This is a genomic window from Niallia sp. FSL W8-0951 (assembly GCF_038006525.1).
Taxonomy (GTDB): domain Bacteria; phylum Bacillota; class Bacilli; order Bacillales; family Cytobacillaceae; genus Niallia; species Niallia circulans.
Genome location: NZ_JBBOVK010000001.1, coordinates 36,796 through 61,310 on the forward strand (window position 1 = coordinate 36,796; position 24,515 = coordinate 61,310).

The 24,515-nt window shown below is 35.5% G+C and carries 27 protein-coding genes; 12 read left to right on the forward strand and 15 right to left on the reverse strand.

From position 1 onward, the window contains the following. Positions 1–10 precede the first annotated feature (10 nt). The 4 genes from NSS71_RS00175 to NSS71_RS00190 all read left to right on the forward strand — a co-directional run bounded on the left by NSS71_RS00175 (position 11) and on the right by NSS71_RS00190 (position 3,530). The gene (locus NSS71_RS00175; RefSeq protein WP_047943106.1) at positions 11–1,267 is read left to right on the forward strand and encodes an ABC transporter permease; all 1,257 of its coding nucleotides are present in this window, start codon (positions 11–13) and stop codon (positions 1,265–1,267) included. Then, positions 1,264–2,358, forward strand: coding sequence for an ABC transporter permease (locus NSS71_RS00180; RefSeq protein ID WP_095258811.1), 1,095 nt, complete (start codon positions 1,264–1,266; stop codon positions 2,356–2,358). The genes NSS71_RS00175 and NSS71_RS00180 overlap by 4 nt, the downstream gene beginning before the upstream one ends. Positions 2,359–2,450: 92 nt before the next feature. Then, a complete protein-coding gene (locus tag NSS71_RS00185) occupies positions 2,451–2,579 on the forward strand; it encodes a hypothetical protein (protein ID WP_268874800.1) in 129 nt (42 codons plus the stop codon). 189 nt (positions 2,580–2,768) lie between these two features. Next, complete coding sequence (locus NSS71_RS00190) at positions 2,769–3,530, forward strand: class I SAM-dependent methyltransferase (protein ID WP_251688845.1); 762 nt, start codon at positions 2,769–2,771, stop codon at positions 3,528–3,530. 203 nt (positions 3,531–3,733) lie between these two features. Here the strand turns inward: NSS71_RS00190 and NSS71_RS00195 are convergent, their stop codons facing one another. Next, positions 3,734–4,588: an SIS domain-containing protein gene (locus NSS71_RS00195; protein ID WP_144545322.1), complete on the reverse strand. Its 855-nt coding sequence runs from the start codon at positions 4,586–4,588 to the stop codon at positions 3,734–3,736. A gap of 166 nt (positions 4,589–4,754) precedes the next feature. On the opposite strand from NSS71_RS00195, the gene NSS71_RS00200 reads away from it, so the two are divergent. Then, positions 4,755–5,771: a Gfo/Idh/MocA family oxidoreductase gene (locus NSS71_RS00200; RefSeq protein ID WP_095320246.1), complete on the forward strand. Its 1,017-nt coding sequence runs from the start codon at positions 4,755–4,757 to the stop codon at positions 5,769–5,771. Position 5,772: 1 nt separating this feature from the next. Then, positions 5,773–6,771 carry a Gfo/Idh/MocA family protein gene (locus NSS71_RS00205; protein ID WP_095320247.1) on the forward strand — a complete coding sequence of 333 codons (999 nt, stop codon included), beginning with the start codon at positions 5,773–5,775 and terminating at the stop codon, positions 6,769–6,771. A 116-nt stretch (positions 6,772–6,887) separates the two neighbouring features. On the opposite strand, the gene NSS71_RS00210 is transcribed toward NSS71_RS00205, so the two are convergent. After that, entirely contained in the window at positions 6,888–7,790 is a 903-nt protein-coding gene (locus tag NSS71_RS00210) for an ArsR/SmtB family transcription factor (protein ID WP_047943112.1), read from the reverse strand. Between the two features lie 168 nt (positions 7,791–7,958). Then, complete coding sequence (locus tag NSS71_RS00215) at positions 7,959–8,822, reverse strand: AraC family transcriptional regulator (protein WP_047943113.1); 864 nt, start codon at positions 8,820–8,822, stop codon at positions 7,959–7,961. A gap of 139 nt (positions 8,823–8,961) precedes the next feature. Between NSS71_RS00215 and NSS71_RS00220 the strand changes: the two genes are divergently transcribed. After that, positions 8,962–10,926, forward strand: coding sequence for a beta-L-arabinofuranosidase domain-containing protein (locus NSS71_RS00220; RefSeq protein WP_144545318.1), 1,965 nt, complete (start codon positions 8,962–8,964; stop codon positions 10,924–10,926). 422 nt (positions 10,927–11,348) lie between these two features. Continuing rightward, positions 11,349–11,840: a GNAT family N-acetyltransferase gene (locus tag NSS71_RS00225; RefSeq protein WP_047943115.1), complete on the forward strand. Its 492-nt coding sequence runs from the start codon at positions 11,349–11,351 to the stop codon at positions 11,838–11,840. 79 nt (positions 11,841–11,919) lie between these two features. Here the strand turns inward: NSS71_RS00225 and NSS71_RS00230 are convergent, their stop codons facing one another. Then, positions 11,920–12,483, reverse strand: a complete 564-nt coding sequence (locus tag NSS71_RS00230) for a DUF2777 domain-containing protein (RefSeq protein WP_047943116.1) — start codon at positions 12,481–12,483, stop codon at positions 11,920–11,922. Between the two features lie 38 nt (positions 12,484–12,521). Beyond that, on the reverse strand, positions 12,522–12,659 hold the full coding sequence (locus tag NSS71_RS00235) for a hypothetical protein (protein WP_156485392.1): 138 nt from the start codon (positions 12,657–12,659) through the stop codon (positions 12,522–12,524). A 64-nt stretch (positions 12,660–12,723) separates the two neighbouring features. Here NSS71_RS00235 and asnB point away from each other — a divergent pair, with 64 nt between their 5' ends. After that, positions 12,724–14,571 (forward strand): asparagine synthase (glutamine-hydrolyzing), encoded by a 1,848-nt coding sequence (gene asnB / locus NSS71_RS00240; RefSeq protein WP_095258816.1) that lies wholly within the window; start codon positions 12,724–12,726, stop codon positions 14,569–14,571. 186 nt (positions 14,572–14,757) lie between these two features. Here asnB and NSS71_RS00245 read toward each other — a convergent pair whose 3' ends face one another. From NSS71_RS00245 to NSS71_RS00270, 6 genes are all read right to left on the reverse strand, one after another. After that, positions 14,758–14,943 (reverse strand): GerAB/ArcD/ProY family transporter, encoded by a 186-nt coding sequence (locus tag NSS71_RS00245; RefSeq protein ID WP_172885262.1) that lies wholly within the window; start codon positions 14,941–14,943, stop codon positions 14,758–14,760. Between the two features lie 121 nt (positions 14,944–15,064). Continuing rightward, entirely contained in the window at positions 15,065–15,235 is a 171-nt protein-coding gene (locus NSS71_RS00250; protein ID WP_172885224.1) for a GerAB/ArcD/ProY family transporter, read from the reverse strand. A gap of 255 nt (positions 15,236–15,490) precedes the next feature. Continuing rightward, a complete protein-coding gene (locus NSS71_RS00255; RefSeq protein WP_047943118.1) occupies positions 15,491–16,396 on the reverse strand; it encodes a DMT family transporter in 906 nt (301 codons plus the stop codon). A gap of 137 nt (positions 16,397–16,533) precedes the next feature. Continuing rightward, a complete protein-coding gene (locus NSS71_RS00260) occupies positions 16,534–18,312 on the reverse strand; it encodes an alpha-glycosidase (protein ID WP_047943151.1) in 1,779 nt (592 codons plus the stop codon). A gap of 144 nt (positions 18,313–18,456) precedes the next feature. Further along, the gene (locus tag NSS71_RS00265; RefSeq protein ID WP_047943119.1) at positions 18,457–19,332 is read right to left on the reverse strand and encodes an SDR family oxidoreductase; all 876 of its coding nucleotides are present in this window, start codon (positions 19,330–19,332) and stop codon (positions 18,457–18,459) included. Positions 19,333–19,714: 382 nt separating this feature from the next. Beyond that, positions 19,715–20,209 carry a YajQ family cyclic di-GMP-binding protein gene (locus tag NSS71_RS00270; protein WP_047943120.1) on the reverse strand — a complete coding sequence of 165 codons (495 nt, stop codon included), beginning with the start codon at positions 20,207–20,209 and terminating at the stop codon, positions 19,715–19,717. A 199-nt stretch (positions 20,210–20,408) separates the two neighbouring features. Here NSS71_RS00270 and NSS71_RS00275 point away from each other — a divergent pair, with 199 nt between their 5' ends. Beyond that, positions 20,409–21,290 (forward strand): CvfB family protein, encoded by an 882-nt coding sequence (locus NSS71_RS00275; protein ID WP_047942505.1) that lies wholly within the window; start codon positions 20,409–20,411, stop codon positions 21,288–21,290. 258 nt (positions 21,291–21,548) lie between these two features. Here the strand turns inward: NSS71_RS00275 and NSS71_RS00280 are convergent, their stop codons facing one another. Further along, positions 21,549–21,680, reverse strand: coding sequence for a DUF3941 domain-containing protein (locus tag NSS71_RS00280; protein ID WP_082138337.1), 132 nt, complete (start codon positions 21,678–21,680; stop codon positions 21,549–21,551). Positions 21,681–21,770: 90 nt separating this feature from the next. Then, positions 21,771–22,631, reverse strand: a complete 861-nt coding sequence (locus NSS71_RS00285; RefSeq protein WP_047942504.1) for a DegV family protein — start codon at positions 22,629–22,631, stop codon at positions 21,771–21,773. A 207-nt stretch (positions 22,632–22,838) separates the two neighbouring features. Between NSS71_RS00285 and NSS71_RS00290 the strand changes: the two genes are divergently transcribed. Together NSS71_RS00290 and NSS71_RS00295 are read left to right on the forward strand one after the other, a co-directional pair. Beyond that, positions 22,839–23,663 carry a YitT family protein gene (locus NSS71_RS00290; protein ID WP_047942503.1) on the forward strand — a complete coding sequence of 275 codons (825 nt, stop codon included), beginning with the start codon at positions 22,839–22,841 and terminating at the stop codon, positions 23,661–23,663. 13 nt (positions 23,664–23,676) lie between these two features. Next, positions 23,677–24,039, forward strand: a complete 363-nt coding sequence (locus NSS71_RS00295; RefSeq protein ID WP_095258822.1) for a hypothetical protein — start codon at positions 23,677–23,679, stop codon at positions 24,037–24,039. A 129-nt stretch (positions 24,040–24,168) separates the two neighbouring features. Here NSS71_RS00295 and NSS71_RS00300 read toward each other — a convergent pair whose 3' ends face one another. Together NSS71_RS00300 and NSS71_RS00305 are read right to left on the reverse strand one after the other, a co-directional pair. Next, positions 24,169–24,354: a DUF3813 domain-containing protein gene (locus NSS71_RS00300; RefSeq protein WP_095258823.1), complete on the reverse strand. Its 186-nt coding sequence runs from the start codon at positions 24,352–24,354 to the stop codon at positions 24,169–24,171. Further along, positions 24,355–24,507: a hypothetical protein gene (locus tag NSS71_RS00305; protein WP_162837581.1), complete on the reverse strand. Its 153-nt coding sequence runs from the start codon at positions 24,505–24,507 to the stop codon at positions 24,355–24,357. It lies immediately after the preceding gene. Between the last annotated feature and the right edge of the window lie 8 nt (positions 24,508–24,515).

Below are 24,515 nucleotides of genomic sequence, written 5' to 3' on the forward strand. Positions count from 1 at the left end.
AGGATTCCAGATGCTTTGGCAAATGATAAAAAAAGAATTATTACTGATTTGGAGAAGACCGCGAGAGCTGGTTGTCTTGTTGTTAATGCCGTTTGTGCTTATCACGATACTTGGCAGCGCGTTAGGGGCTTTGGATAATGATAGCGAAATAGAAGTAAAAGCGAAGCTAGCTATGGTGGTAGAGGATCAAGAACAGCAAGCCCAACAAGAAATAATAGAAAAAATAAACCAGTCTCCTCTAAGCGATCAAGAGAAAAAAGCAAAAATAGCGCATATTCAGGCTCTGCAGCCGATAGCTACATTTATGAAAGCAGTCGGGGAAAATCCAGATTTAAAGAAATTCCTTTCCGTTACGGAATATAGTGACCGGACCATAGTAAAGGAAAAGGATTTTGACGGTGTAGTATATATTCCAGAAGGATTTACTTCTGAATTTTATACAAATTTTTTAGAGGAAGAAACCGAACTTCCATCGTGGATAATAAAGACAAAAAACCAAGAGTCCCTTCAGGCAACTATTATCGAGGATATTATGACGAATTATCAAAAAGAGTGGACGTATCTAAAGACAGCCCAAGATCTTCAAATCGATTATTCGACATTAGTTAGTGAAAAGGTAAATGGACAAATCAAAAATATCGAAAAGAAAAAGGAAATCAGCGCTTTTGCTTATTATGGAGTCGGCATGTCTGTGATGTTTGTATTCTATATATCTACAACGGTAGCAGGCTTTGCTTATCAGCAAAAAGAAGAGCTTTTGTATGAACGTATCTTACTGGCAAATGTTCCAAAGTTTGTGTTTTTTGCAGGTGTTTTTACTGTAGCCTTTATTCTATCTTTTTTACAGCAGACCATTTTATTCAGCTTAATAGCAATGATTTATGGAGTCGTCTTTTCTAGTATGATAAACCAATTAGTTGTTATCTTAACGGTAAATCTAATGGCTGCAGCGTTTGCTACTATAGCAACTTCTATTTCTTTTGCTGCTAAGTCACGAAATGTGGAGAGTATTATGTCTTCCTTAATCGTACCTATTCTTGCGTTTATTGGCGGCAGCTTTTTTGATGTAAGTGCGATTGGTGGATTTATGGAAACATTAGGCGAATATTCTCCTGGAGGTGCAGCCCTTACTGCTTATTTAAAAGCATATCAAGGCTATTCATTGGCAGATTTATGGAGCCATCTTAAAGCAATCCTCCTATTTTCTATTACTTTGCTGTTGATTAGTGTGATTACCTTGAAAACAAGAGGAGGGGTTCGCCAATGAATGCAATTCTATGGGGGAAATGTAAGAAATTTATTAGACAGCCAGGTGGATTTATTGTAACCTCTTTCATTTGTATCGTTTTTGCTTATTTAGTTGGGATGTCTTCTTTCACAAAAGTAGAAGTGCCAGTTTATACAGAACAATCGGAGAAAACAACTGATATTCTAGAAGCTTTAAATCAAAGTGAAAGTTATTCGTTTGTTATTTATACAGAAAAAGAAGTAAAAGAACAGTTAGCAAAGGGAAAAACAGATATAGGAGTGTCGATAAATCCAGACACTTATACTATTTTTCGAGTAGCTGATACGTCCAATGTATTAATGGTTCAAAATTATCTTCAAACCTATTATGCGAATATGCTTAAGGAACAAGCGCTGATCAATGGAGCAGCGGATAAAGAAGAAGCTCAAAGGGTGCTTGCACATAATAAAGAGACACCAATTATACCTGTAGAAACAGAACAAACATTAACGGATAAAGAAGCAAGCTATAATCAATCACTCCAGTCGCTCTTTGGGTTTACTTTATTCTTCTGTATTTATACCGTTTCCTTTACGGTTATTGAAATTCTAAGAGATAAACAAGGTGGAATATGGGATCGATTTATTTTATCCTCTACTTCAAAAGCACAAATATATTTAGGGAATTTATTATTTAGTTTTTCGATAGGTTATATCCAAATAATAATGATTTTCCTTCTTTTCAGGTATGGATTAAATATTGATTTTAATGGGAATTTTCATTTGGTGTTTGTTCTAATCATTCCATATTTATACGCTATTGTGGCATTGACTATTCTCCTAACAGGTCTTGTGAAAACACCAAGCCAGTTTAATGCCTTTATTCCGTTGGTATCTGTAAGCTTTGCGATGCTTGGCGGAGCCTATTGGCCAATTGAAATTGTTACATCGAAAATAATGATTTTGTTATCCAAAGTTGTTCCTATTACTTATGGAATGGAACTATTAAAAAAAGGTGTTATCGACAGTGCTTCTTGGAATGATATTATGGTTCCGGCAGGGATTCTTTGTTTGATGGGAACAATTATGCTAGGTATTGGCATTCAGCTTATAGAAAAAAGACATGTATAAGAAAATATAAGGTGTAATATTTTGAAAAAATAAAAAATAGTGTATAATTAAGAGTATAGATTTCCAAGTTTAGGAAGAGGGATCTGGAACAATTGATCCGAAAAATAGTGAAAGGCTATTTAGATGTTGTTGTTCTTCCTTTGACATTTTTCATTTCTATTATTTTTGAGCCGAGTGGTAATCTTGTTCGGTTAACAAATGACACCATTAGAGATATGTAGGGTATACACACATAAATATGTTGGATAAGTATCTGTCTTGGAGTGGCAGGTACTTAGTTTCAAAGAGCTTGAAAGAACTAATAAGGGAGAAAGAGTATGAGATCACTGGAACATGAAATATAAAACCATTATTGTAGAGGACCTCCCTCTATTCTTTATTGAAAAATAAAAAATAGGGAGGAATAAAAAGTGACAGATATTAATTTTCATAGGTATTTAGAGGAAATAAACGAGAAATTTTCAGGATGGGACTTTTCTAGCATTTATGATACAGGCAGAATCCAAAACAGCATGATTTCTTGGTCTTACGGGAGCAAAGTAATTTCTGCAATGCAGGAAACCACAGCTGTATTGGATATGGGAACTGGGGGAGGAGAGTTTCTCTCCTTATTGAAAGGCTATTTTCCAAGTATCATTTATGCGACGGAAGGGTACAAGCCGAACGTATCGATTGCCAAAAAGAAGCTTGAGCCATTAGGAGTGAGAGTGATGGAAGTGGTTGATGATAATGAATTGCCATTTCCCGACAATCATTTTGATTTAATCATTAACAGACATGAATCTTACTCTGTAAAAGAAGTGAAAAGAATCTTAAAGCCAAAGGGTATTTTTCTTACCCAGCAAGTTGGAGGTTTAGATTGCAAGGAAATAAATGACTGGTTTGGAGTTCCGCTCAATCCTGAATTTAAAGAGTGGAAACTTTCAGCTGCTCTTAACCAGTTTTCTCTCACTGAATGGGAGGTTCTAGAGTACCAAGAGGAGTTTCCTATCCAGCGTTTCTATGACTTGGGCGCACTTATTTATTATTTAAAGGCGATTCCTTGGCAAGTTCCTGATTTTGGCGTAGAAAAGTACCAGAATGAACTCTATCGTTTGTATCAGCATATCGAGAAAACTGGCTTTTTTGATGCCAGCCAATCTCGTTTTTATCTAAAGGTGAGAAAGCAATAACGTAGAAGGCACAAAAGAAACTCAGTTAATACCTTAAAGGTTTAGCTGAGTTTTTTTGTTTTTTTTAAAAAAAAGGAAAATTCATCGAAAAATAGAAGATTGTTTTGCCAGTGGATGCCAGCTGTGCAAGAAAGACTTAGCAGCTAGTGCTGTTTTAAATCCTCTAGTTTAACTATATTTAGACTAAGGGATTTTCTTATATTCTAAAAAGAAAAGCGATCTATTAATTCCGTACTTTTTCTTTGATGCTCTCTGTTCTGTGAGTAATTTATTTGATACAAGCTGGAAAATAAGACATTCAGCACATAATCAATGGATACTTGTGATGCAAAGGTAGCGATTTTGTATGTTTCTTTCTTTTCTAAAGCTGGTATGGTTAAAACAACATCTGCCATTTTGGCTAATTTACTTTCAGGAAAGGCGGTTAGCAATAAAATCGGCACCTTTCTTTCTTTTAATATACGAGCAGCAATGAAGTCCTCATTTGATTTAGCTTCATAAGTAATAAAAAAGGCGCAGTCATTTATATCAATGTTAACAGTGTTATTGGCAAATTCATTACGGGCCGTTGCGATTATGGCATATTTATTTATCTTCAAAAGTTTATTTTGGAAACTTTCGGCCCGAATTTGCGAATCTCCTACAGCATACATAAAGATACGGTTTGCATTGTATAGATACTTAGTCATTTTAAAAAGGGATTCTTCCTTTAAGAGCTCATAGCTTTCTTTGATGGCCTGTTGAGTTAAATACATCATATCCTGGCTGATTTTCATAAGAGAAGCATCATCTTCAAATGGGATATTGGGATTAATTTCAGATAAAACATGGTTTTTTTGCTCAATAGTTTTAACAAGCATAATTTTAAAATCTTTAAAACCCTTCATTCCTAACTTTTGTGTAAAGCGAATGATAGAAGTATGGGAAGTAAATGTTTTTTGTGCTAACTCTTGGATTGTCATTCTCTCTATTAAGTTAGCATTCTCCAAAATATATTTTGCAATATTTTTTTCTGCTGTTGTATAATCCGTTCTATTTGCAATTTGTTTTAGCAACAAATCGGCTCACTCCTTTAAAATTGAACATTTTGTTCATTAAATCAGCTTCATTTCAGATGGAAGCTTGAACATTTTATCCTAAATCCGTTCAGGCTAAAGCTTTACATGGAATTCTCTGTTATTCCATCCTATAATGGTCCCATTAAGGAAAAAAGGAGTGTCTTTTATGCTGACAATTGGATACATAGGAAATGGCAAAAGTACAAATAGGTATCATCTTCCTTTTACTTTACAAAGAGACCATATTAAGGTGAAAACAATTTATCGTAGAAATCCAGCCCATGATACATGGAAGAAACATAAACATATTCATTATACTACGGATTTAAATGAGATACTCAAGGATCAAGAGATTCAATTAATCGTAGTAACAACATCTCATGACTCTCATTATGCATTTGCTAAGTTAGCTTTAGATCATAATAAACATGTGCTAGTGGAAAAGCCATTTATGATGTCGGTAGAAGAAGCCGAAGAAATATTCCTGTATGCAAAAGAAAAAGGACTTGTTGTTCAATGCTATCAAAACCGCCGTTATGATTCAGATTTTCTGACAACAAAAAAGGTGATAGAGAGTGGTAAATTAGGAGATTTATTAGAAGTAGAATTGAATTATGACTATTATCGACCAGAAGTGCCAGAAACAGTCCAGGTTTATAATAATTATCGCAGCTTTATGTACGGACATGGTACCCATACGATCGACCAGGTCATATCTTATTTTGGAAAACCGCAGCATGTTCATTATGATGTACGACAATTATTAGGTCAAGGACGAATGAATGACTATTTTGATTTAGACTTTTATTATGATCAGTTAAAGGTTTCAATTAAGTCAAGTTACTTCCGTCTAAAAGAAAGACCAAGCTTTGTTGTTTACGGTAAGAAGGGAAGCTTCATTAAACATTCGAAAGATAGACAAGAGGAACATTTAAAACTTTTCTATATGCCTGATGGAGAGGGTTTTGGGGTAGACCAACCAGAACATTATGGCACCCTAACTTATATAGATGAGAATGGAAATTACCATGAAGAAAAAGTTGTGTCAGAGGCAGGGGATTATGGGCGAGTGTATGATGGAATGTATAATACAATCATCTATGGGGAAGAAAAAATAATAAAAGATGAGGAAACGCTATTACAATTGGCAATTTTAGAAGAGGGAATGAAGGGATGTAAATAAAATGAAACTTGGAATAGTGGGAGCAGGAAAGATTGTTCAAGATTTATTACCTATGCTTAAATCTATACCACAAATTGACTTGGTGGCGATTTTTGGAAGACCCAATAAAAAAGAATTTTTGTTAGACTTACAAAAGGAATATCCTATAAACAAAATATATGTGGATTATAAAGAGATGCTTGCAGATACCGATATAGATGTCGTTTACATAGCATTGCCTAATCATCTTCATTATTCCTATACAAAACTAGCTTTAGAAGCCAGAAAACATGTAATTTGTGAGAAGCCTTTTACCTCTAATTTGAATGAATTGAAGGAATTAGAAAGGATTGCCCAAAAGAATGATCTTTATTTAATAGAAGCAATTACTAATCAATACAGAGGGAATTTTTTAAAAATAAAAGAATTGCTGCCTAAGCTAGGAGATATCAAGGTGGTAGAAGCAAATTATTCTCAGTACTCCTCACGTTATGATGCTTTTAAGGAGGGGAACATTTTACCAGCTTTTAATCCAGAGATGTCGGGTGGCGCCTTGATGGATATTAATAGTTATAATATTCATTTCGTTGTTGGGTTATTCGGAAAACCAATGGAGGTGCAGTATTATCCCAATTTGTCACGAGGGATTGATACTTCTGGAGTCTTGATTTTAGAGTATGAGCGCTTTAAAGCGATATGTATAGGTTCAAAAGATAGCTGGGGAGCATCATTTGCGACTATTCAAGGCGATAATGGCTTCTTGACAGTTGATGGACCTGTTAACAGTATAGATTCATTTATTATCAGCAATGCTAGTAATGTAGAAGAGAAGATAAATAAAAATGAGCATAATCATCGAATGTATGAAGAGTTCGTGGCATTTGAAAAAATAATACGCGAGAAAAACAAAAGTGAAATGCTAAAAAGACTAGAACATAGTCTTCAAGTGATGGAGATTCTTACAGTAGCGAGAAAAAGGGCAGGAATTGTTTTTGCTGCCGATAAATGGCTGAATGAATAGGTTTGAAAGAAAGTCTTCTATTAATAATAGAGGACTTTTTTATCGTTAAAGGAAGAAACGAGGAAGGTAAGGGAAACAAGTCACTGTTTCCCAACTTATTAAAGTAAATCCTTCTCTTATAAATAATAGACTTTGAAAATAATGTCCTGTGGGTGATTCCCGAATTTTTTCCCAAAAATAGTGGCACCTCCAACATATTCAGCATCTTCTTTCACTTCAATTCGAAATGTCCAGCGATCACAGTTGTCATCCAATTCATTAATGGTAATGGCGGATATCGGATCTCCATCAATATATGTACCATGGTTTGTAATTCGCAGTGTTTTAAGAAGTCCGTATTGATTTAAATTATGCGGCCACCATTCAGGAGTAAGTTTACCTCGTGTATCTGCAAAGTCGCCAGGGCTTCTCCAGGTTCCAAGTTCTAGCCCATTTAGTGAAAAGGTAATATCAGAAGGCCAATTATCATTAGAAAATGGAAATTCTGAACATACTTCTAAACTAATTTCAAATTGCTGGATTTTTTCTTCCTTTTTTAAAAAGTTTGGGATGGTGTATTGGATAAAGCCTTGAGTAAACCACAAAATTTCTGCTTCCACTCTTTTTGGATCCATAAAGAGCTTCGGTTCATCTACTCTGCCAATAAAATCCTTTTCTGAAGCTAATCCACAGGTTGGCTTTAAATCATAATCAGTATAATGACCAATTGGAACAGAAGTTTCGTAAGAAGCAAAAGAATGATAGATTTTCTTCGGAAAGTTGATTTCAATGTGGTCCACTTTTAACATGGAAATTTTCTGTAAGCCAGACTTCCCTGGAACCTTTTCGGTCTTTATTAGACCTGCATCTTCTAATTTTTTTACATGCTTTGTTACAATAGCACTGCTGATGCCCAATTCTTTGGCAAGCTCTTTTATATTCATTTTATTTTTAGACAGTAACTGAATAATTGTCATTCGAACTTCACTTGCTAAAGCTTCGTACACGACTAAAGAGGATTTATCGATCCCCAATTGCATATAGACCCCTTCTTTCAGTATGTTTAATTAACTATAAAGTTTCCTTCTTATACAAAAAATAACATGTAAATTAACCTCTGTAAATGTTTTCTTTTAGTGTAAGGGGTGATTAATATTAATGTTAATATTTTTATTGATAAAGTTTGTTAAGTTTATAGTATTGTTATCTTAAGTATTATTTAATTTAATATGCCTTAAAGCAGAACGGAAAGCAGTTGGTGTCATGTTTTCTGTTTGCTTAAATACTCTCATAAAATATTTCTCATCTTTAAAACCACAATCGGCAGCAACTTTTGTAACAGTATCATTCGTATTCAATAATAATGATTTTGCCTTCTCCATTCTAACTTGAAGAATAAATTGGCTGATCGTTGTCCCGGTATTTTTGGAAAAAGTATGTGATAAGTAAGCTTTATTATATCCAAAATGATTGGCGATCTCTTCAATTGTTAAGGGGTGATTGCTGTTCATCCGAATCCATTCTTTTACATAGTGTAAGAAACGATTATGTGGTTCCCTCTCTTCGGTATCTTCATAGACACTACGGGCTTCCTCACTAAGTTCTAGCAGAATCGCTGTTACTAAATAATCTAGAAATCCATTATTTGTTTGAGATGATTTCATGCTTGCGATTAATTGATTTAACAAAATGATGGTTTTACAAAGATTCATTTCAGATGAATACAAAGGTAAATATATTTCTGGAGTAGAGCTTTTTCGTACGAAGGGATCTGAAACAGTCTCTTTTCCTTGAGGGAGATAAAAGTGGAACCAATAAAAGGACAGGCCTTTTTCTGAGGGTTTATTACCTTTAAAAGATGTGTTGGCAGGAATGAAAAGAAATTCATTTTCTTTCAATTCATATGCGGTATTATCTACCTCTAAATAAAGAGTACCGGAAATACATAGGATAATTTCTTCATTTGGATTTCTTCTTGGTGCATGAGACCATGAAACATCTGATACAAATAAACCAGCTGAATGAAAGGGTACCGCTCCTTTTAGATGGGAATATATATACGTTGCTGGCATCTTTTTTCCTCCTTTTGAAGATATGGTAGCATGATCATCTAGTTTATGTCCACCACATCTATTTGTTATCCTACTTACATCATGAACGAAACCAGTTAAACTATTGTAAGCGATACCAGAAAAGAATGGAGGAATTAAATTGTTAAGAGAATTTGCCATAAACAAGGTGCATATAAAGGATACATTTTGGAATTATTATGTCAAAAATATTAAGAACAAGACAATTCCCTTTCAATATAAAGTGATGGATAACGATATGGATATTAATATTGAGCGGGAAAGGGAGGATGAGAGTTTACCAGCAGAAAAAAGCAATGCTCTCGAAAATTTTCGTATAGCAGCTGGATTAAAAGATGGAGAACATTACGGATGGTTCTTTCAAGATAGTGATGTGTACAAATGGCTAGAAGCAGTTTCTTACAGTTTGCAAATTTCTCCAGATAAGGAATTAGAGGAGCTTGCTGACAGTGTCATCGATTTAATTGGCAAGGCACAAGAAAAAGATGGCTATTTACAAACTTTTTTTCAAGTGAAATTTCCTAATAGAAAATATCGTGAGCTGCACTATAGTCATGAATTATATTGCGCTGGACACTTAATGGAAGCGGCTATAGGCTATACAGAAGCTACAGGGAAAAGAGAACTATTGCAGATTGCATTAAAAGTAGTAGACAATATCGCAAAGCATTTTGGTTATGAAGAAGGAAAAATACAGGGAGCTGATGGTCACCAAGAAATTGAACTGGCGTTAGCAAAGTTGTATGAGTTTACTGGGGAGAAGAGATTTTTAGATTTAGCAGTCTTCTTTATAGATGTGAGGGGAAAAGATCCATTATTCTATGACAAGCAAGTAGAGCAAAACAATAAAGACGGAATAACAAATGATTATCCAAAGATTGATTTAAAGTATTTACAAGCATATACTCAGCCCAAAAAACAGACAAAAGCAGTAGGGCATGCTGTTCGAATGTTGTATATGGCAACTGGGATGGCAAGAATTGCAAAACATTCAAACGATGAACAACTATTTATGGCTTGTAAAGAAATTTGGCGGGACGTTATCTCGAAAAAGATGTATATAACTGCAGGTGTTGGTTCCACTGTACATGGGGAGGCATTTACAGGTGAATATGATTTGCCGAATGACACCATGTATTGTGAGACATGTGCATCCATCGCTCTTATTTATTTTGCGTATGAGATGTTTAAAATAGAACCAAAGGCAGAATACATAGAGATTATGGAACGAGCATTATATAATGGTGTTCTCTCTGGGGCATCTATTGAGGGGAAACATTTTTTCTATGTGAATCCACTAGAAGTATATCCGTCTATAAGTAAGAATAATCCTGGGCAAGGGCATGTGAAGTCCCAGCGGCCAAATTGGCTTGGTTGTGCTTGCTGTCCTCCAAACTTTGCTCGAACAATCGGTTCGATACAGCGTTACTTTTATACATGGGATGAAGAAGGACAAATCATTTACAGCAATCTATTTGTTGCTAGTAAGCTAGACTTTCCCGGAGGCTCTTTAGAGCAAATGACAGAATTTCCGAAGCAAAATAGAGTGAAATATCACCTCAAAACGGATGGGCAATTCGTTACTTTAAAAATTCGTATTCCCCAGTGGTTAAAAAATCCGTTACTATATGTGGAAGGAATTCCAGTCGAAATGAATTTGATTGATGGTTATGTGGAATTAAAAAGGAAGTGGAATGGAGAAATAGTGGAACTTGTCTTTGAGACACCAGTATTGGCTGTCACAGCAAATCCTAACGTAGTTGCCGATGTTAATCGTATAGCTATACAAAGAGGTCCTTTTGTTTACTGTGCAGAATCGATAGATAATGAAGAGAAATTACAAACCTATCATGTCAATCCCAAAAATCTTGGGCGGGCAAAGGTATGCTATCAGCCAGGTATATTAAATGGAATTACCCAACTTATGGTAGAAGCAGATCATGAACTAGTCGATAAAAGTTGGCAGGAAACATTATACCAATTTAATTTCAAGGGGAATATAGAAAAAAAAGAACTTACACTCATTCCTTATTATTCCTGGGGAAATAGAGGAGAATGTGAGATGGTTGTATGGCTATATAAGTAGAGTGCTTAAAGCGTAAGGATAGAATAGACTTCCTTATGCTTTTTTTGCTTTTTTGAAGAAATAATGGACACATGGGAGACGGCTACCTTCGTTTTGGAAACATGATGACTATAACAATAGCAGTTGATTTTAGAGAATGGAGTAAGCTTTTGAATTCTGATAAAATCAAGTTAATTATATTTAGAAAGAGTGCAATCAAATGAATAGGGGGGATAGGATTGAAAGAAGAAGAGAGAAAGTTTCATCGACCGTTTGGCGTGTATGGTGTTAATAAAACGATTTATCCATTCATTATGCTTCTCCACTTGTACTAAAGGCAATAGAGTGGATACAAACAGGTTCAATTGGAGTTGAAGTAACTTGGCATGAGAAATGGGAAGTGAAGAAATCCCTCCATATAGAAGGAAGAAAGGAGAGCACAGATGATTATTAGAAAAGCGAAGGATGAGGATGCCAAAAGGATTGCAAAGGTACATGTAGATAGTTGGCGCACTACTTATAAAGGAATAGTTCCAGATTTATTTTTAGAAAGGCTTAATTATGAGGAAAGAGAAGAGATATGGAAGAAAGCAATCCCGACTGGAAGTGTCTTTGTTGCTGAAAATGAAACTGGAGAAATTATAGGTTTCGCTAATGGCGGAAAAGAAAGAAGTGGACAATATCCAGGTTATGTTGGCGAGTTATACGCCATCTACCTTTTGGAAGCCTTTCAAGGACAAGGGATAGGAAGCTTGTTAGTAAAAAAAGTAATGGAATATTTAAAAGAACTCGGGCTTTTCCCGATGGTTATTTTGGCTATATCAGAGAATCCAGCTTGTAAGTTTTATGAAGCCATTGGCGGGAAAAAAATCGGAACAGAAGAAGCGGAAATTGGCGGCAAAAAATTAACAGAAGTTGTTTTTGGGTGGAAATAAGGAGACTTCTTTTTGCTCATCAGACAGTAAAAACTGTCGGCAGTCATTTATTCTGCCGACAGTCTACCCATATCACTTTTTAAGAAGTTAATTTTTCCACAATCATTCGTTTCCCAGTATTTAAGGTGAATTCAAAGCGATCTGTGCTTTTTTCATTATAAAAGAAATGATGATTAACACTACAAAGTCCTTCTTCATTATCAAAAATCATCATATTAACCCCATTCTTTCGCTTTTCCTCCTTTAAAAAAGTAAGATGATTATAACAGTATATACAATCATATATGGAGAACTTCATCGAATTTAAAGTAGTGATAAATTGATAAAAACTATCGTCGCTTAAGTCGTCTAATAATTCTTCTAAAGCAAACACAAGGTGTTTTCTTATGCGGATAGGGTCTTCATGCTCTAGAAAATGAATGGTACCAGAAACATTTACTTTGCCATCCTCCAGGAGAATACCTTTTCGCCAGCGATTGAAAGTACGAATCTCAATTTCTTGATGCAAATATTCATCCAGCATCGCTGCTTCTTCTGTTTCTTCATCAAAAAAAATCCATTGATTATTTATATATTCGACTGTACCTTTCGTAAAGGCACGTGTTTGAAATTCAATAAGTTTTGATCTATGCTGATTGTTCATTGTAAACCTCCCAAAGATTACACGCCCATAAATTCTTTTTAGACAGATAAACAAAATTTTATAACTAATCCTTCTTTTTCCTTCATTAAAACATTGAAAACGATTAATTTCTCTTTTTTGAATGGAACAAATGATAAACCTGTTATGGACAAATAACCATTTTTGATTTGGTGCATAGAATACCTCATACTGATTGATTGGTATCTAATCATAAGTTCCACGAAAGAAAGGATGATAATCATGTGTGGAATAACAGGTTGGGTTGATTACAAAAAAGATTTAAGAAACGAATCGGAAATTTTATCGGCTATGGCTGAAACATTGGCAAAAAGAGGCCCTGATGATACTAATGTTTGGACTGCATTACATGCAGGATTCGGTCATAAACGCTTAGTGGTAGTAGATCCGCTAAATGGTATTCAACCAATGACAAAAGAAAAACAAGGATTTCACTACACTATTTGCTACAATGGTGAGTTGTATAATACCGAAGACATAAGAAAAGAATTACTAATAAAAGGATATTCATTTCAAGGTCATTCTGATACAGAAGTTTTACTTACTTCCTATATTGAGTGGGGAGAAGATTGTCTGCAGTACTTAAACGGGATATTTGCCTTTGCTGTTTGGGATGAGAAACGAAACTCCTTATTTATTGGAAGAGATCGTTTAGGAGTGAAACCATTATTTTACATGGAAATTAGCACTGGTTTTATTTTTGGATCTGAATTGAAAGCATTGCTAGCCCATCCAAATGTGAAAGCAGAGCTGGATAGAGAAGGGTTAGCTGAGGTGTTTGCACTTGGACCCTCTCATACACCAGGAAGCGGTATTTTCAAAGGGATTAAAGAGCTTCGGCCAGGGCATGCATTAAAGTTTACCCAGGATGGACTTAAAGTATGGCGTTATTGGAATGTGAAGAGTGAAGAACATACGGATAGCTTTGAGGAAACGGTCGAAAAAGTGCGATTTCTTTTTAAAGATGCTGTGACAAGACAATTAGTATCAGATGTACCACTAAGCACGTTTCTTTCAGGTGGAGTCGATTCAAGTGCTATTACAGCAATTGCTTCCATGGAATATGAAAGAACAGGGAAAGGACCGCTTCATACGTATTCCATCGATTATGAAGGCAATGATAAGTTCTTTAAAGCAAATGAATTTCAGCCAAATTCAGATGGTGTCTATATAAAAAAAATGACAGATACATTTGGAACCATTCACCATAACTGTATCATCACCCAAGAAACATTGGCTGAATTTTTACATGAGGCAGTAACAGTCAGAGATGTGCCTGGTATGGCGGATGTAGATTCTTCCCTTTTATGGTTTTGCCGAGAAATAAAGAAGGATTTTGTCGTTAGTTTATCTGGGGAATGTGCAGATGAAATTTTTGGAGGCTATCCATGGTTTAGAAGAGAGGCTGATTTGCAAAGAGGAGGCTTCCCATGGATGAGATCGATTCAAGAACGACAAAACTTATTGAAAGATTCATGGAGTAATAAATTGCAATTAGAAGATTATATGATGGATAAATATAATCAAACCATTGCAGAAACACCAAAGTTAGCGGGAGAAAGTAAAGAAGATGCTAAGCGTCGAGAATTGTTTTATCTCAACCAATTATGGTTTATGACTACTTTATTAGAGCGGAAAGATAGAATGAGTATGGGAGCAAGCCTAGAGGTACGTGTCCCATTTGCTGACCATCGCTTAGTTGAATATGTGTGGAATGTACCATGGGAAATGAAGAATTACATGGGAAGAGAGAAAGGGTTATTACGGAAAGCGTTAGAAGGAATCCTCCCAGATGAAGTGCTCTATCGCAAAAAAAGTCCATATCCTAAAACACATAATCCTATTTACACAAAAACAGTAACGAATATGCTGAAAAGCGCTTTAACGGATAAAAGTTCTGTTTTATATGAGTTCTTTGATAAGGAACGTCTCACTAAAATTATTGAAACAGAAGGTTCTGCATTTAAAGAACCATGGTTTGGCCAATTGATGACAGGTCCACAATTACTTGCCCATTTAGTACAAATCCATCATTGGTTTAAAGACTATCAGATTAATATTGTCGAATAAATAGTGAATAATTAAACAATCCCTAGCTGGCAGAAATGACTCGCTATCTAGGGATTTTTTTGTGATTTAACCTTCTTGATTAATAGAACAAATAATAAAAAGCAAGGGAAAGCAAATTGTTGAGGCATATATAAGAGATACGGAATCACCACTGCACCTTCTCGAACATGGTCATTTTTTTCCATACTAATGAAAAATAGAAAACATCGAAATAAGACAAATAATCGGTACAACATAGAAGCGATAGGACTGTTTAAAAATATATTCTAATCCCTTTAAGCCGGAGTAGATAAAGATAGAGTCCTTGATAACTTTTCCTAATATGATAATAAAAACAGCTAGAGCATCAATTCTCTCAATAAACTCTCCAATTGAAAGTTCTTGCGGCTAGATAAAAAATAAAGGGAATAGACAAGGGTAATAGGGATTGCGATAAATCTATTGAACCCAAACTCAATAATTTCAAACAAATTTTTAGAAGGTACTAGCTCATTTATATGTAGAAAAAAGAAGACACAATTAAGCCGGTTATGGTAGATAGAAGTATGGTAATCCATGCATCCTCTTTTGCTGTAATACCAAGCACCACCACAAGCGTTGTCCCTAAGTTAAAGCCTATAATAGTGGCAAATAACTGACTTAAAGATAGATTTTCTTTTAACATGAAAAAGGAATCTTCTAATTGGAAATTTGATAGATGCTTAAAGTAGTGTCTGCTGTTTTACTAGGAATATGCAGAAGAGGAAAAGATTTTTGCAATTTCTAAGGAATTGATTGGTAGGGTTTGGAATGAAAAAGACCGGAATAATATTCCAGCCTAAGATTTACACTATTAACTATTACACTTAAATATATTGAATAGCTCGCCTTTTAAAAATTATATTTGATTATGTTTTAGTCTTACTGTTTTCTTGCTCATCTAACCAATTGGTTTTTCTTGTGTAATGGTAGATTTAGGTTGCTTTTGTAGGAGGAAAAAGAACACCCCGAACAAAACGAGTAATCCACCTAAAAGTTGTGTGAGGATTAATTGCTCATTTAATAGTAAAACAGCTAAAAGCGTAGCTCCGACTGGCTCACCGAGAATACTCATGGAAATAGTAGTTGCATTAATATAATTAAGTAACCAATTATTAATGACATGTGCAAGTGTCGGAACAATTGCAAGCAAAACAAAGATGCCCCATTCTCTGCCAGAATAGCCAGTTAACGCTTCGCCAGCCAGTAGATTATAAACGGTTAACAAACAGGCAGCAAAAAAGAAAACAGTAAAGGTATAGATCCAGTGGGTCATTTTTTTGATAATATTTTGGCCGATTAATAAGTAGCCGACTACAGCAATTACACTTAAGAAGGAAAGAAGATCCCCTATAATAGCATTGCTGTCTAATCCAATATCTCCCCAGCCAATCATCATCGCCCCAATAATGGCAATCCCCATAGTCATAATAGCTGTAGAGGTAGTTCTTTCCCGAAAGAAAATAAACCCGCCAAGGAGAGAAACAATAGGCTGTAAAGCCAATATAATCGTAGAGCTGGCTACAGTAGTAAACTTAAGAGAACTAAACCATAGGGCAAAATGTAAGGCCAAAAAAGAGCCTGAGAAAAATAAGAATGCCCAATCTCCTTTTGTTAGTTTTTTGAAATCATTTCGATGGATGTAGACCATAGGAATCATAATAAGACAGGCAAGCCACATTCTGTACATACTTAAAATAGTGGCAGGTGCTTCCGACCATTTTACGAAAATCGCAGAAAACGAGATAGCGATAATCGATATAAGGAGTGGAATCCCAATGGATTTAGGTGTTGATTGCTGATTCACTTTGTTTCCCCCTGACAATTGTAACAATTCGATATAATAGTAAATATAGTACGTTCAAAGGCAGGAAACAATCATTATTTTTCATTTCTTGGAAAAAAGAATCAGGTGATCATCTTAATCGATGTTCACCTGATAGATTACCTTATATGGATATATTTATAATTCATATTGAAACGAAGGATACTACATTCATATGGTCCTAGTATTACGGCAAGATCATCTGATTCAGCAGCATACTCTTCTTTTGTTAATAAAAGAGAGATTTTTTTTCTGCGTAATGGAAAAGGTAGAAGAAATTGTGCTTCCTTGTCACTCTTATTAATAACGGTTAAAAGAATTTCATCTTCTTCTTTTGTATAATAGGCTAAACAGGAATCAGACTGGGATAAAAAATAAAAAGTGCCATTATTGATAAGAAGGGAACTTTGTTTGCGTACTTGAATCAATCGCTTAACAAATTCTTTTAGCTCCGTATCATGTACTTCTGTATTCCAAAGCATACATTTTCGACATCCAGGATCGCTGCCGCCACCTAAGCCGATTTCATCTCCATAATATATACAAGGGGTGCCAGGGTAGGTGAAAAGAAAAGTAAATAAAAGCTTCACACGTTCTTTCCGGTAACTGCATTCATGAAGGATTCGCGGCGTGTCATGACTGCCGATAATATTAAACAATACATTATTGACTGTATCTGGATAGGCCAGTAAGGTTGTAGTCATTTCTTCCATAAATTGTTGAGGAGAAATCATATCATATGCAAAAAATTGCAATGCTTTTGTTAGTAATGGATAATTCATCACCGAATCAAATTGATCTCCTCTTAACCATGGTAAGGAATCATGCCAAATTTCCCCGAGAATAAAAATGTCAGGCTTTAATGATTTTACAACAGATCGGAAGGAACGCCAAAATTCATGGTCAATCTCATTGGCAACATCTAAGCGCCAGCCATCAATATCACATTCTGTAATCCAATATTCCGCTACATGAAGTAGATATTCTTTTACTTCTGGATTGGCTGTATTAAATTTAGGCATAGCTTCATAGAAACCGAATGTTTCATAATGCAGCATGTCATTCTCTTTCAAAGGAAATTTATGGATATGGAACCAATCTTTATAGCGTGAACGCTCTTCATTCTTTAGCACATCTTGAAAGGGCGGGAAATGATAGCCGCAATGATTAAAAACGGCATCAAGCATCACTCGAATTCCACGATTATGACATTCTTTCACAAGGTTCTTAAGCATCTCCCTATCGCCAAATTGCGGGTCTACTTCTAAATAGTTAATCGTATCGTATTTATGATTGCTTTCAGCGTGAAAAATAGGAGTAAGATAAATCCCTGTAATTCCAAGGTCTGTAAGATAGTCTAGGGCGTCCATAATGCCTTGAAGGTCTCCGCCGAAGAAATTATATAAGCCAGGTTCCTCTTGTCCCCATTGTGCAGTATCCACTGGATTTAAAGAGCTATCCCCATTGCGGAAACGCTCTGGAAAAATTTGATACCAAATCGTTTGTGATACCCAAGATGGTGGAGTAAAAACGTCTTTCAGGTGAAGATATGGCAAGCAAAAGTAAAAGCCAGCATCTTCTGGAATAAATGGAAAGAATCCTTTTTCTGTATAAGTTACTTGCTGTTCCGAATCTCGGAGAATAAAGCCATAGCGAACTCTTTTTTTATTTGTTATCGTGCAATGCCAATAATCAAATAGAGAATCAGAACCGCTTTTTTCCATCGATAACCGCTGGGATACCCATTGATAGTCGACTATTTCGTATTGATCTCCATAGATTAATTCTATTTCAGTGACATTTGCCTTTTTTGTCCGGATCCGGATATGGAGAGCGTCTTTATTTTGTAAATAACAGTAATTATCTCCACTGCGATGGTAAATAGAGGCTAAATCAATCACTTTTCTCACACTCCCTTTGTAATCTTGCTATCTCTTTTGCTACTAGTGTTGCCAGATTAGCTAGATTTTAAAAGAAGAGAAGAGAATTGTCTGCATAGAAAGAACCGCTCGCAAAAACTGAGTGAATTTATATGAAAAGATTTAGCCGTTAACAATCGTACCGCCGTTGACATGGATAACCTGTCCAGTTACATAGGTAGAATCATTGCTGGCTAAATATACATACGCTGGGGCGAGTTCACAAGGTTGGCCAGCGCGTTTAAAAGGAGTATTTCCTCCAAATGAAGCAACTTGCTCACTATCAAAAGTAGATGGGATAAGTGGAGTCCAAATTGGTCCTGGTGCTACCCCGTTGACTCGAATCCCTTGTTCCGCAAGAGAGCCTGATAAGGAGCGAGTGAAAGCCGTAATAGCTCCTTTTGTTGCAGAATAATCAATTAATGTCTCATTACCTTTATACGCAGTAATAGACGTTGTATTAATAATCGCATCTCCTTTTTGTAAGTGGGGCAGAGTGGCTTTTGTTAAGTGAAACATTGAGAAAATATTGGTGCGGAAAGTTTTTTCTAATTGTTCTGACGTGATATCTAGAATGCTTGATTGTGGATGTTGCTCTGCAGCATTATTTACGAGAATATTAACCTTGCCAAATTCTGAAACGGTCTTTTTTACAACCTCTTTACAGAAGCCTTCATCACCAATATCTCCAGCAAGCAGTAAGCACTTTACTCCTTCAGCTTCAACTAATTCTTTCGTCTTTTGGGCATCGTCATGCTCATCTAAGTATACGATAGTGATATCAGCACCTTCTTTTGCATAATAGATAGCAACAGAACGGCCGATTCCACTATCGCCTCCAGTGATGATAGCAGTTTTTCCTTTTAATTTTTCAGAGCCTTTATAAGAGGGATCGACATCTTTAGGTATAGGATTCATCTCTGTCTGAATGCCTGGCTGCTGATCTTGATGCTGTGGTGGAAATGTTTGTTGTAATTGTTCCTTATTACTATTAGTCAATTCAATCACTCCTTCTAATTCTGTACATGTTTACTTATTTTTCCCAAATTCTTTTAAATAAACATGGTAAAAATAGGGTTGAGTGATATGGAGTTGTGGAAAAGAAGGGGTAAGCATGATGAAAGTTTTTGATTAAAGTGGCGTTCCTTTGTTTAATGAACACCATAATTATCTTGTTTTGAAAGAAAAGTGGTGTTCATCCGCATGATGAACGTTAAAAATACATTTTTTGAAAGAAAAGTGGTGTTCATCCGCATGATGAACACCATAAATACCTTGTTTTGAAAGAAAAGTGGTGTTCATACACATGATGAACACCATAAATATCTTGTGCTGAAAGAAAAGTGGCGTTGACCAGCTTGGTGTTCGTTGTTATTTCTAATTAACGATAATTGACAAACTGTACATCAATCGTAATTTTTGATTCATCTTTCACAGCAGCAATAATTTTTTGTAAATCATCACGGCTTTTAGCAGTAACCCGAATTTGATCATCCTGTTGTTGAGTTTTCACTTTTAAGCCACTGTTTTTAATTAATGTATTAATAATTTTGGCATTATCTCTATCAATTCCCTGCACTAATTTCGCTCTTTGACGAACTGTACCGCCGGAAGCACCTTCGATTTTGCCATAATCTAAGTTTTTAATAGGAATACCACGTTTAAACATTTTGCTAATAAGGACATCTTTTAGCTGTTCTAATTTATATTCATCATCTGAAACAAGAACCAGTTCTTCTTTGTCCAGCGTCACATTACTTTTGCTCCCTTTAAAATCATAGCGATTTTGAATCTCTTTCATTGCAAGCTGGACAGCATTCGTTACCTCCGAAAAATCTACCTTGGATACAATGTCAAATGAACTTTCTTTTGCCATATTTACCTCCTGATTAATTGGAATTTAACACGAATTAAAAGCATCTGTAGTAAATCCAATTTCTTTTATGCTTGTATTATAGTAAAATTAAGCAGTTGTAACAACTTTAGGCATGAAGTATTCGTTAATAAGGGAATAATTAGGATGGCAGAATATAGAGTAAAGTTGAAAATAGACAAGAATTTAAGGAGGAAACTAAATGTCGTTAAGAGATTATATGGGGCGTGTAGAAATATTAACAGTGGCTAGGATTGCATCTTTTGGGTATTTTTTGACAATTGAAGAGGAAGACGAGGATGTGCTTTTACACTTTAGTGAAACTGATCAGAAATTTGAAGAAGGTGATGAAGTCCGCGTTTTTATTTACAGTGATTCACAGGGAAGAGCTTGCTCAAGTACCTTTATTCCATCTATTGCGGTTGGTAAATACGACTGGGTGAAAGTAACAGACCGCAAAGAAGGAATTGGCTGTTTCTTTGATATTGGGTTGAAAAAGGACATGCTGTTAGGAGAAGATGATTTACCAGTACATGAAGAGGTATGGCCAGAAGTGGGCGATATGCTTTATATAACATTAAAGGTAAATAAGAATAACTATTTATATGTAAAACCAGCAACAGATCCTGTTATTGAAGAGATGGCAGCAAAAGCAACAAGAGAAGATTTTAATAAAAATATTCATGGGTACATTTATCGAACAGCAAAAGTAGGAAGCTGGATTTATACAGCAGAAGGCTATAAAGGATTTATCCATGAATCTGAGCGAGGCAAGGAACCAAGATTAGGGGAAAAAGTAAATGGGCGCATCATAGATGTTAAGCTTGATGGAACAGTAAATGTATCGTTATTGCCAAGAAAAGAAGAAGCGCTTGATAAAGATTCCCAACTAATTTTGGATTATTTAATAACTCGAAAAGGCGCAATGCCTTATGGAGACAAGAGTATGCCAGAGGATATAAAGGAACGCTTTAATTTAAGCAAAGGTTCGTTTAAACGAGCACTTGGGAGACTAATGAAAGAAAATAAAGTATACCAAGAAGAAGGCTGGACATATTTAAAGGAAGATAATCAAAAAAATTAAAATGTAGGTTAAATAGGGGATTTCAAAGTGGTTATAGCTTTGGGATGCCCTTTTTCTTTAGAAAAGATCTAGGAATTCAGGAGGTGCTCGTCTTAGAGCCTGTTTCGACAGTAGAAGAAGTCAAAAGGGAACAAAAAACTAATTTCCATCACTTTACAGAAGATAGAGATATACAAAAACTGAACTAGAGTCTCAATCAAAAAGAACTGCCTTAAAATCTGGCAGCTCTTTTTTCGTATTCATCTAGCAACCATCTTCTTACAGATGGTCTGTCTTTTTACTATATTGATGTTTGCCTTTTTTGCGGTTTTTTTCACGCATCATGTTCTTTTCATGACGCAATGCATTATTGTCTTTTGCCTTTTTATCATTATCAGAAGTATGTGGCATTAAAAAATACTCCTTTCAACGTCAGCTTTTGTTCAATTAGAACATTGTTAGTATGAGTGAAAGGAGTAAATTTTATACTTTTTATCGTGCTTATTCAGGTAGCTTATTTAAGAAGAAAATAGCGATTGTTCCAGCACCAGTGTGCGAGCCTACAGATGCACCGATAGAGGAAATGAATACTTCTTTTGGCTGGAATTTTTCCATAATCATTTCTTTTACTTCCGCAGCTGTTGCTTCATCATCTGCGTGACTGATCGCGAACACTTGTTGATCCAGCTTATCTCCTCGTTCTGCTATTAGGTCAATCATTCTGCGCAGGAGTTTCTTTTTGCCGCGAATTTTTTCAAGAGGAACCAATTTCCCGTCTTCAACATGTAATAAAGGTTTTATATTTAGTAATCCACCAAGGAACGCAGAGGCCTTCGAAACACGTCCGCCTTTTGCTAAATATTCTAGATCTTCGACAGTAAATAAGTGCTCCATATGCTCGCATATGAATTGGAGTCGTGGTATAATTTCACTTACGTCTTTACCTTGATCGCGGAGTTTCACTGCTTCTTGAACAACTAAACCAGCACCTAATGATGCACATTTGCTATCAATAATGGTTAAAGCAAAGTCGGGATATTCCTCCTTTACTTGTTCTGAAATCATTACTGCTGTTTGGTATGTTCCAGATAATTGCGAAGAAAAAGCAATATAAATACCTTTTTCTTTATTTTGAGCCAATGTTGTAAAAACATCTTTAAATAAAGCTGGCGACACTTGTGATGTTTTTGGAACTTGTCCACTGCGTATGGCATTATAAACAGTGGCTGGTTCAATCGTTTTTAAATCCTCGTATTCTTTACCGTCTAAGTTAACCTTTAGCGGTAATAGTGTAACCTCGTTCTTCTCATAATAGGATAGAGGTAAATCACTCGCACTATCTGCTAGGATTTTAAAAGTCATATTCATTCCACTTCTTTCTTTTTTTTATAAAAACATATGGTTATTGGAGTACGGTTATGATAAATAACGATAATCTCTTTGAAAATGCCTTGTTTTTTGAAAACAAGGCATACTTATTTGTAGTTTATAAAACTTTTAGAGAAAAAACAATTGAATAGTTAAAGTAAAAATAGTAAAAATTACTATATATCGTATTGGAGGACACTTATGTATTGGTTATTAACAAAAAAATTAATCGTTGTTATCTTTGGGGCACTATTAAATGCGATTGCTATGAATTTTTTCTTGATACCTGCTGATGTATATGCCAGTGGTTTTGCAGGAGTGGCTCAGCTTATATCCAAAATAACGCCTATTTCTACAGGGGTTTTACTATTTATCCTTAATGTTCCAATCGCAATAGTTGGTTGGATTAAAGTCGGAAAATCATTTACCTTTTTTAGTTTTTTAAGTGTTGCATTTATGTCTTTGTTTATGGAAATCATTCCGGAAACAAGCTATTCTCATGATATTTTGTTAAATGCAGTTTTTGGCGGTGTCATTGCGGCTGTGGGGGTTGGATTAACGTTAAAGTGGGGGGCGTCAACGGGTGGCATGGACATCATCGCCATGATTCTTTCACGTATGCAGGATAAGCCTGTCGGTACGTATTTCTTTATTCTAAATGGAGCTATTATTATCACAGCTGGTGCTATGTTCGGATGGGAAAAAGCGTTATATACGCTTGTGAATCTATATGCAGCAACCAAAGTGATTGATACGATACATACAGCCCATCAAAAATTAACGGTGATGATTATTACGAAGAAAACAGCTGAGCTAAAAGTAGCAATCCATGAAAAATTAGTAAGAGGAATTACGATTTTGCCAGCAAGAGGAGCATTTTCCAATGAGCCAAAGGAAATGCTAATGATTGTCGTGACTCGTTATGAGTTATTTGATATCGAACGGATCATTAAAGAAGTGGATCCACAAGCATTTACAAATGTTGTGCAAACAACAGCCGTACTCGGTTTCTTTAGAAAAGCTTAAAGGAGGAACTATATTGAAAAAAGCGACTGTCGTATTCTTATGCATGTTAATTAGCAGCTTCCTGCCGTTTCTAACCATAACAGCAGCAGCAAACTCAGGGAAAGAGCAAGTCAAGATAGAAGATGTAACTGTTAGTGGTACAAAAGGGAATTATCTTGTGAAAGGAAAAGCAATTACGACAGGGACTATTTTTTATTCTGTCGAAGATGGTCACAATGAATTCATCGCAAACCAGAAATTACAAGTTAGTAATAAGCAATTCTCGCTGAAAATTCATTTAGAGGAAAAAGATTTACCGACGAATGGAACAATCATTTTATTTTTTTCTGAAGAGGGAAAAGAGCCATATTCCGTAGTGTTAGAAACATTTTCGTAAGGGGAATAAAAACAAATGGTACTCCGGTTTATACTTTCCGTAATAAAAAGCAGCCCATAAAAGGCCCTTCTCCCAAGCATTTGCTTTTCTAGCGCTTATGGAGGCTTCCTTCTTGGACTGCTTTTTTTATTAGTGTGTCTGAATTTGTTCTAGCTCTTTTTGTAATGCAGCTAATTGGTGTTGTTCGGCTGATGTGGTATTTGCGTAAGCAGAGCTTATCGCATTCTTTGCTTTATCCACTAAGCCATCATTCCCATTCCCATATTTAGCTGCCTCAACTGCTTGTCTGGCTTCTTGAAAAAGTCTATTTCCCATTTATTCTAATCCTCCATGAGACTGTCTTTCATTTGACATTTTATAGCTCTCGGCTTCAGCATATGTCATATGATAAGGGATACGTTCGGAATGCTTGGATACAGAATCTACTCCTTGTTGTACGAAGCGTTTCGATTTATTTCGTTTTCCCATTGAATGAT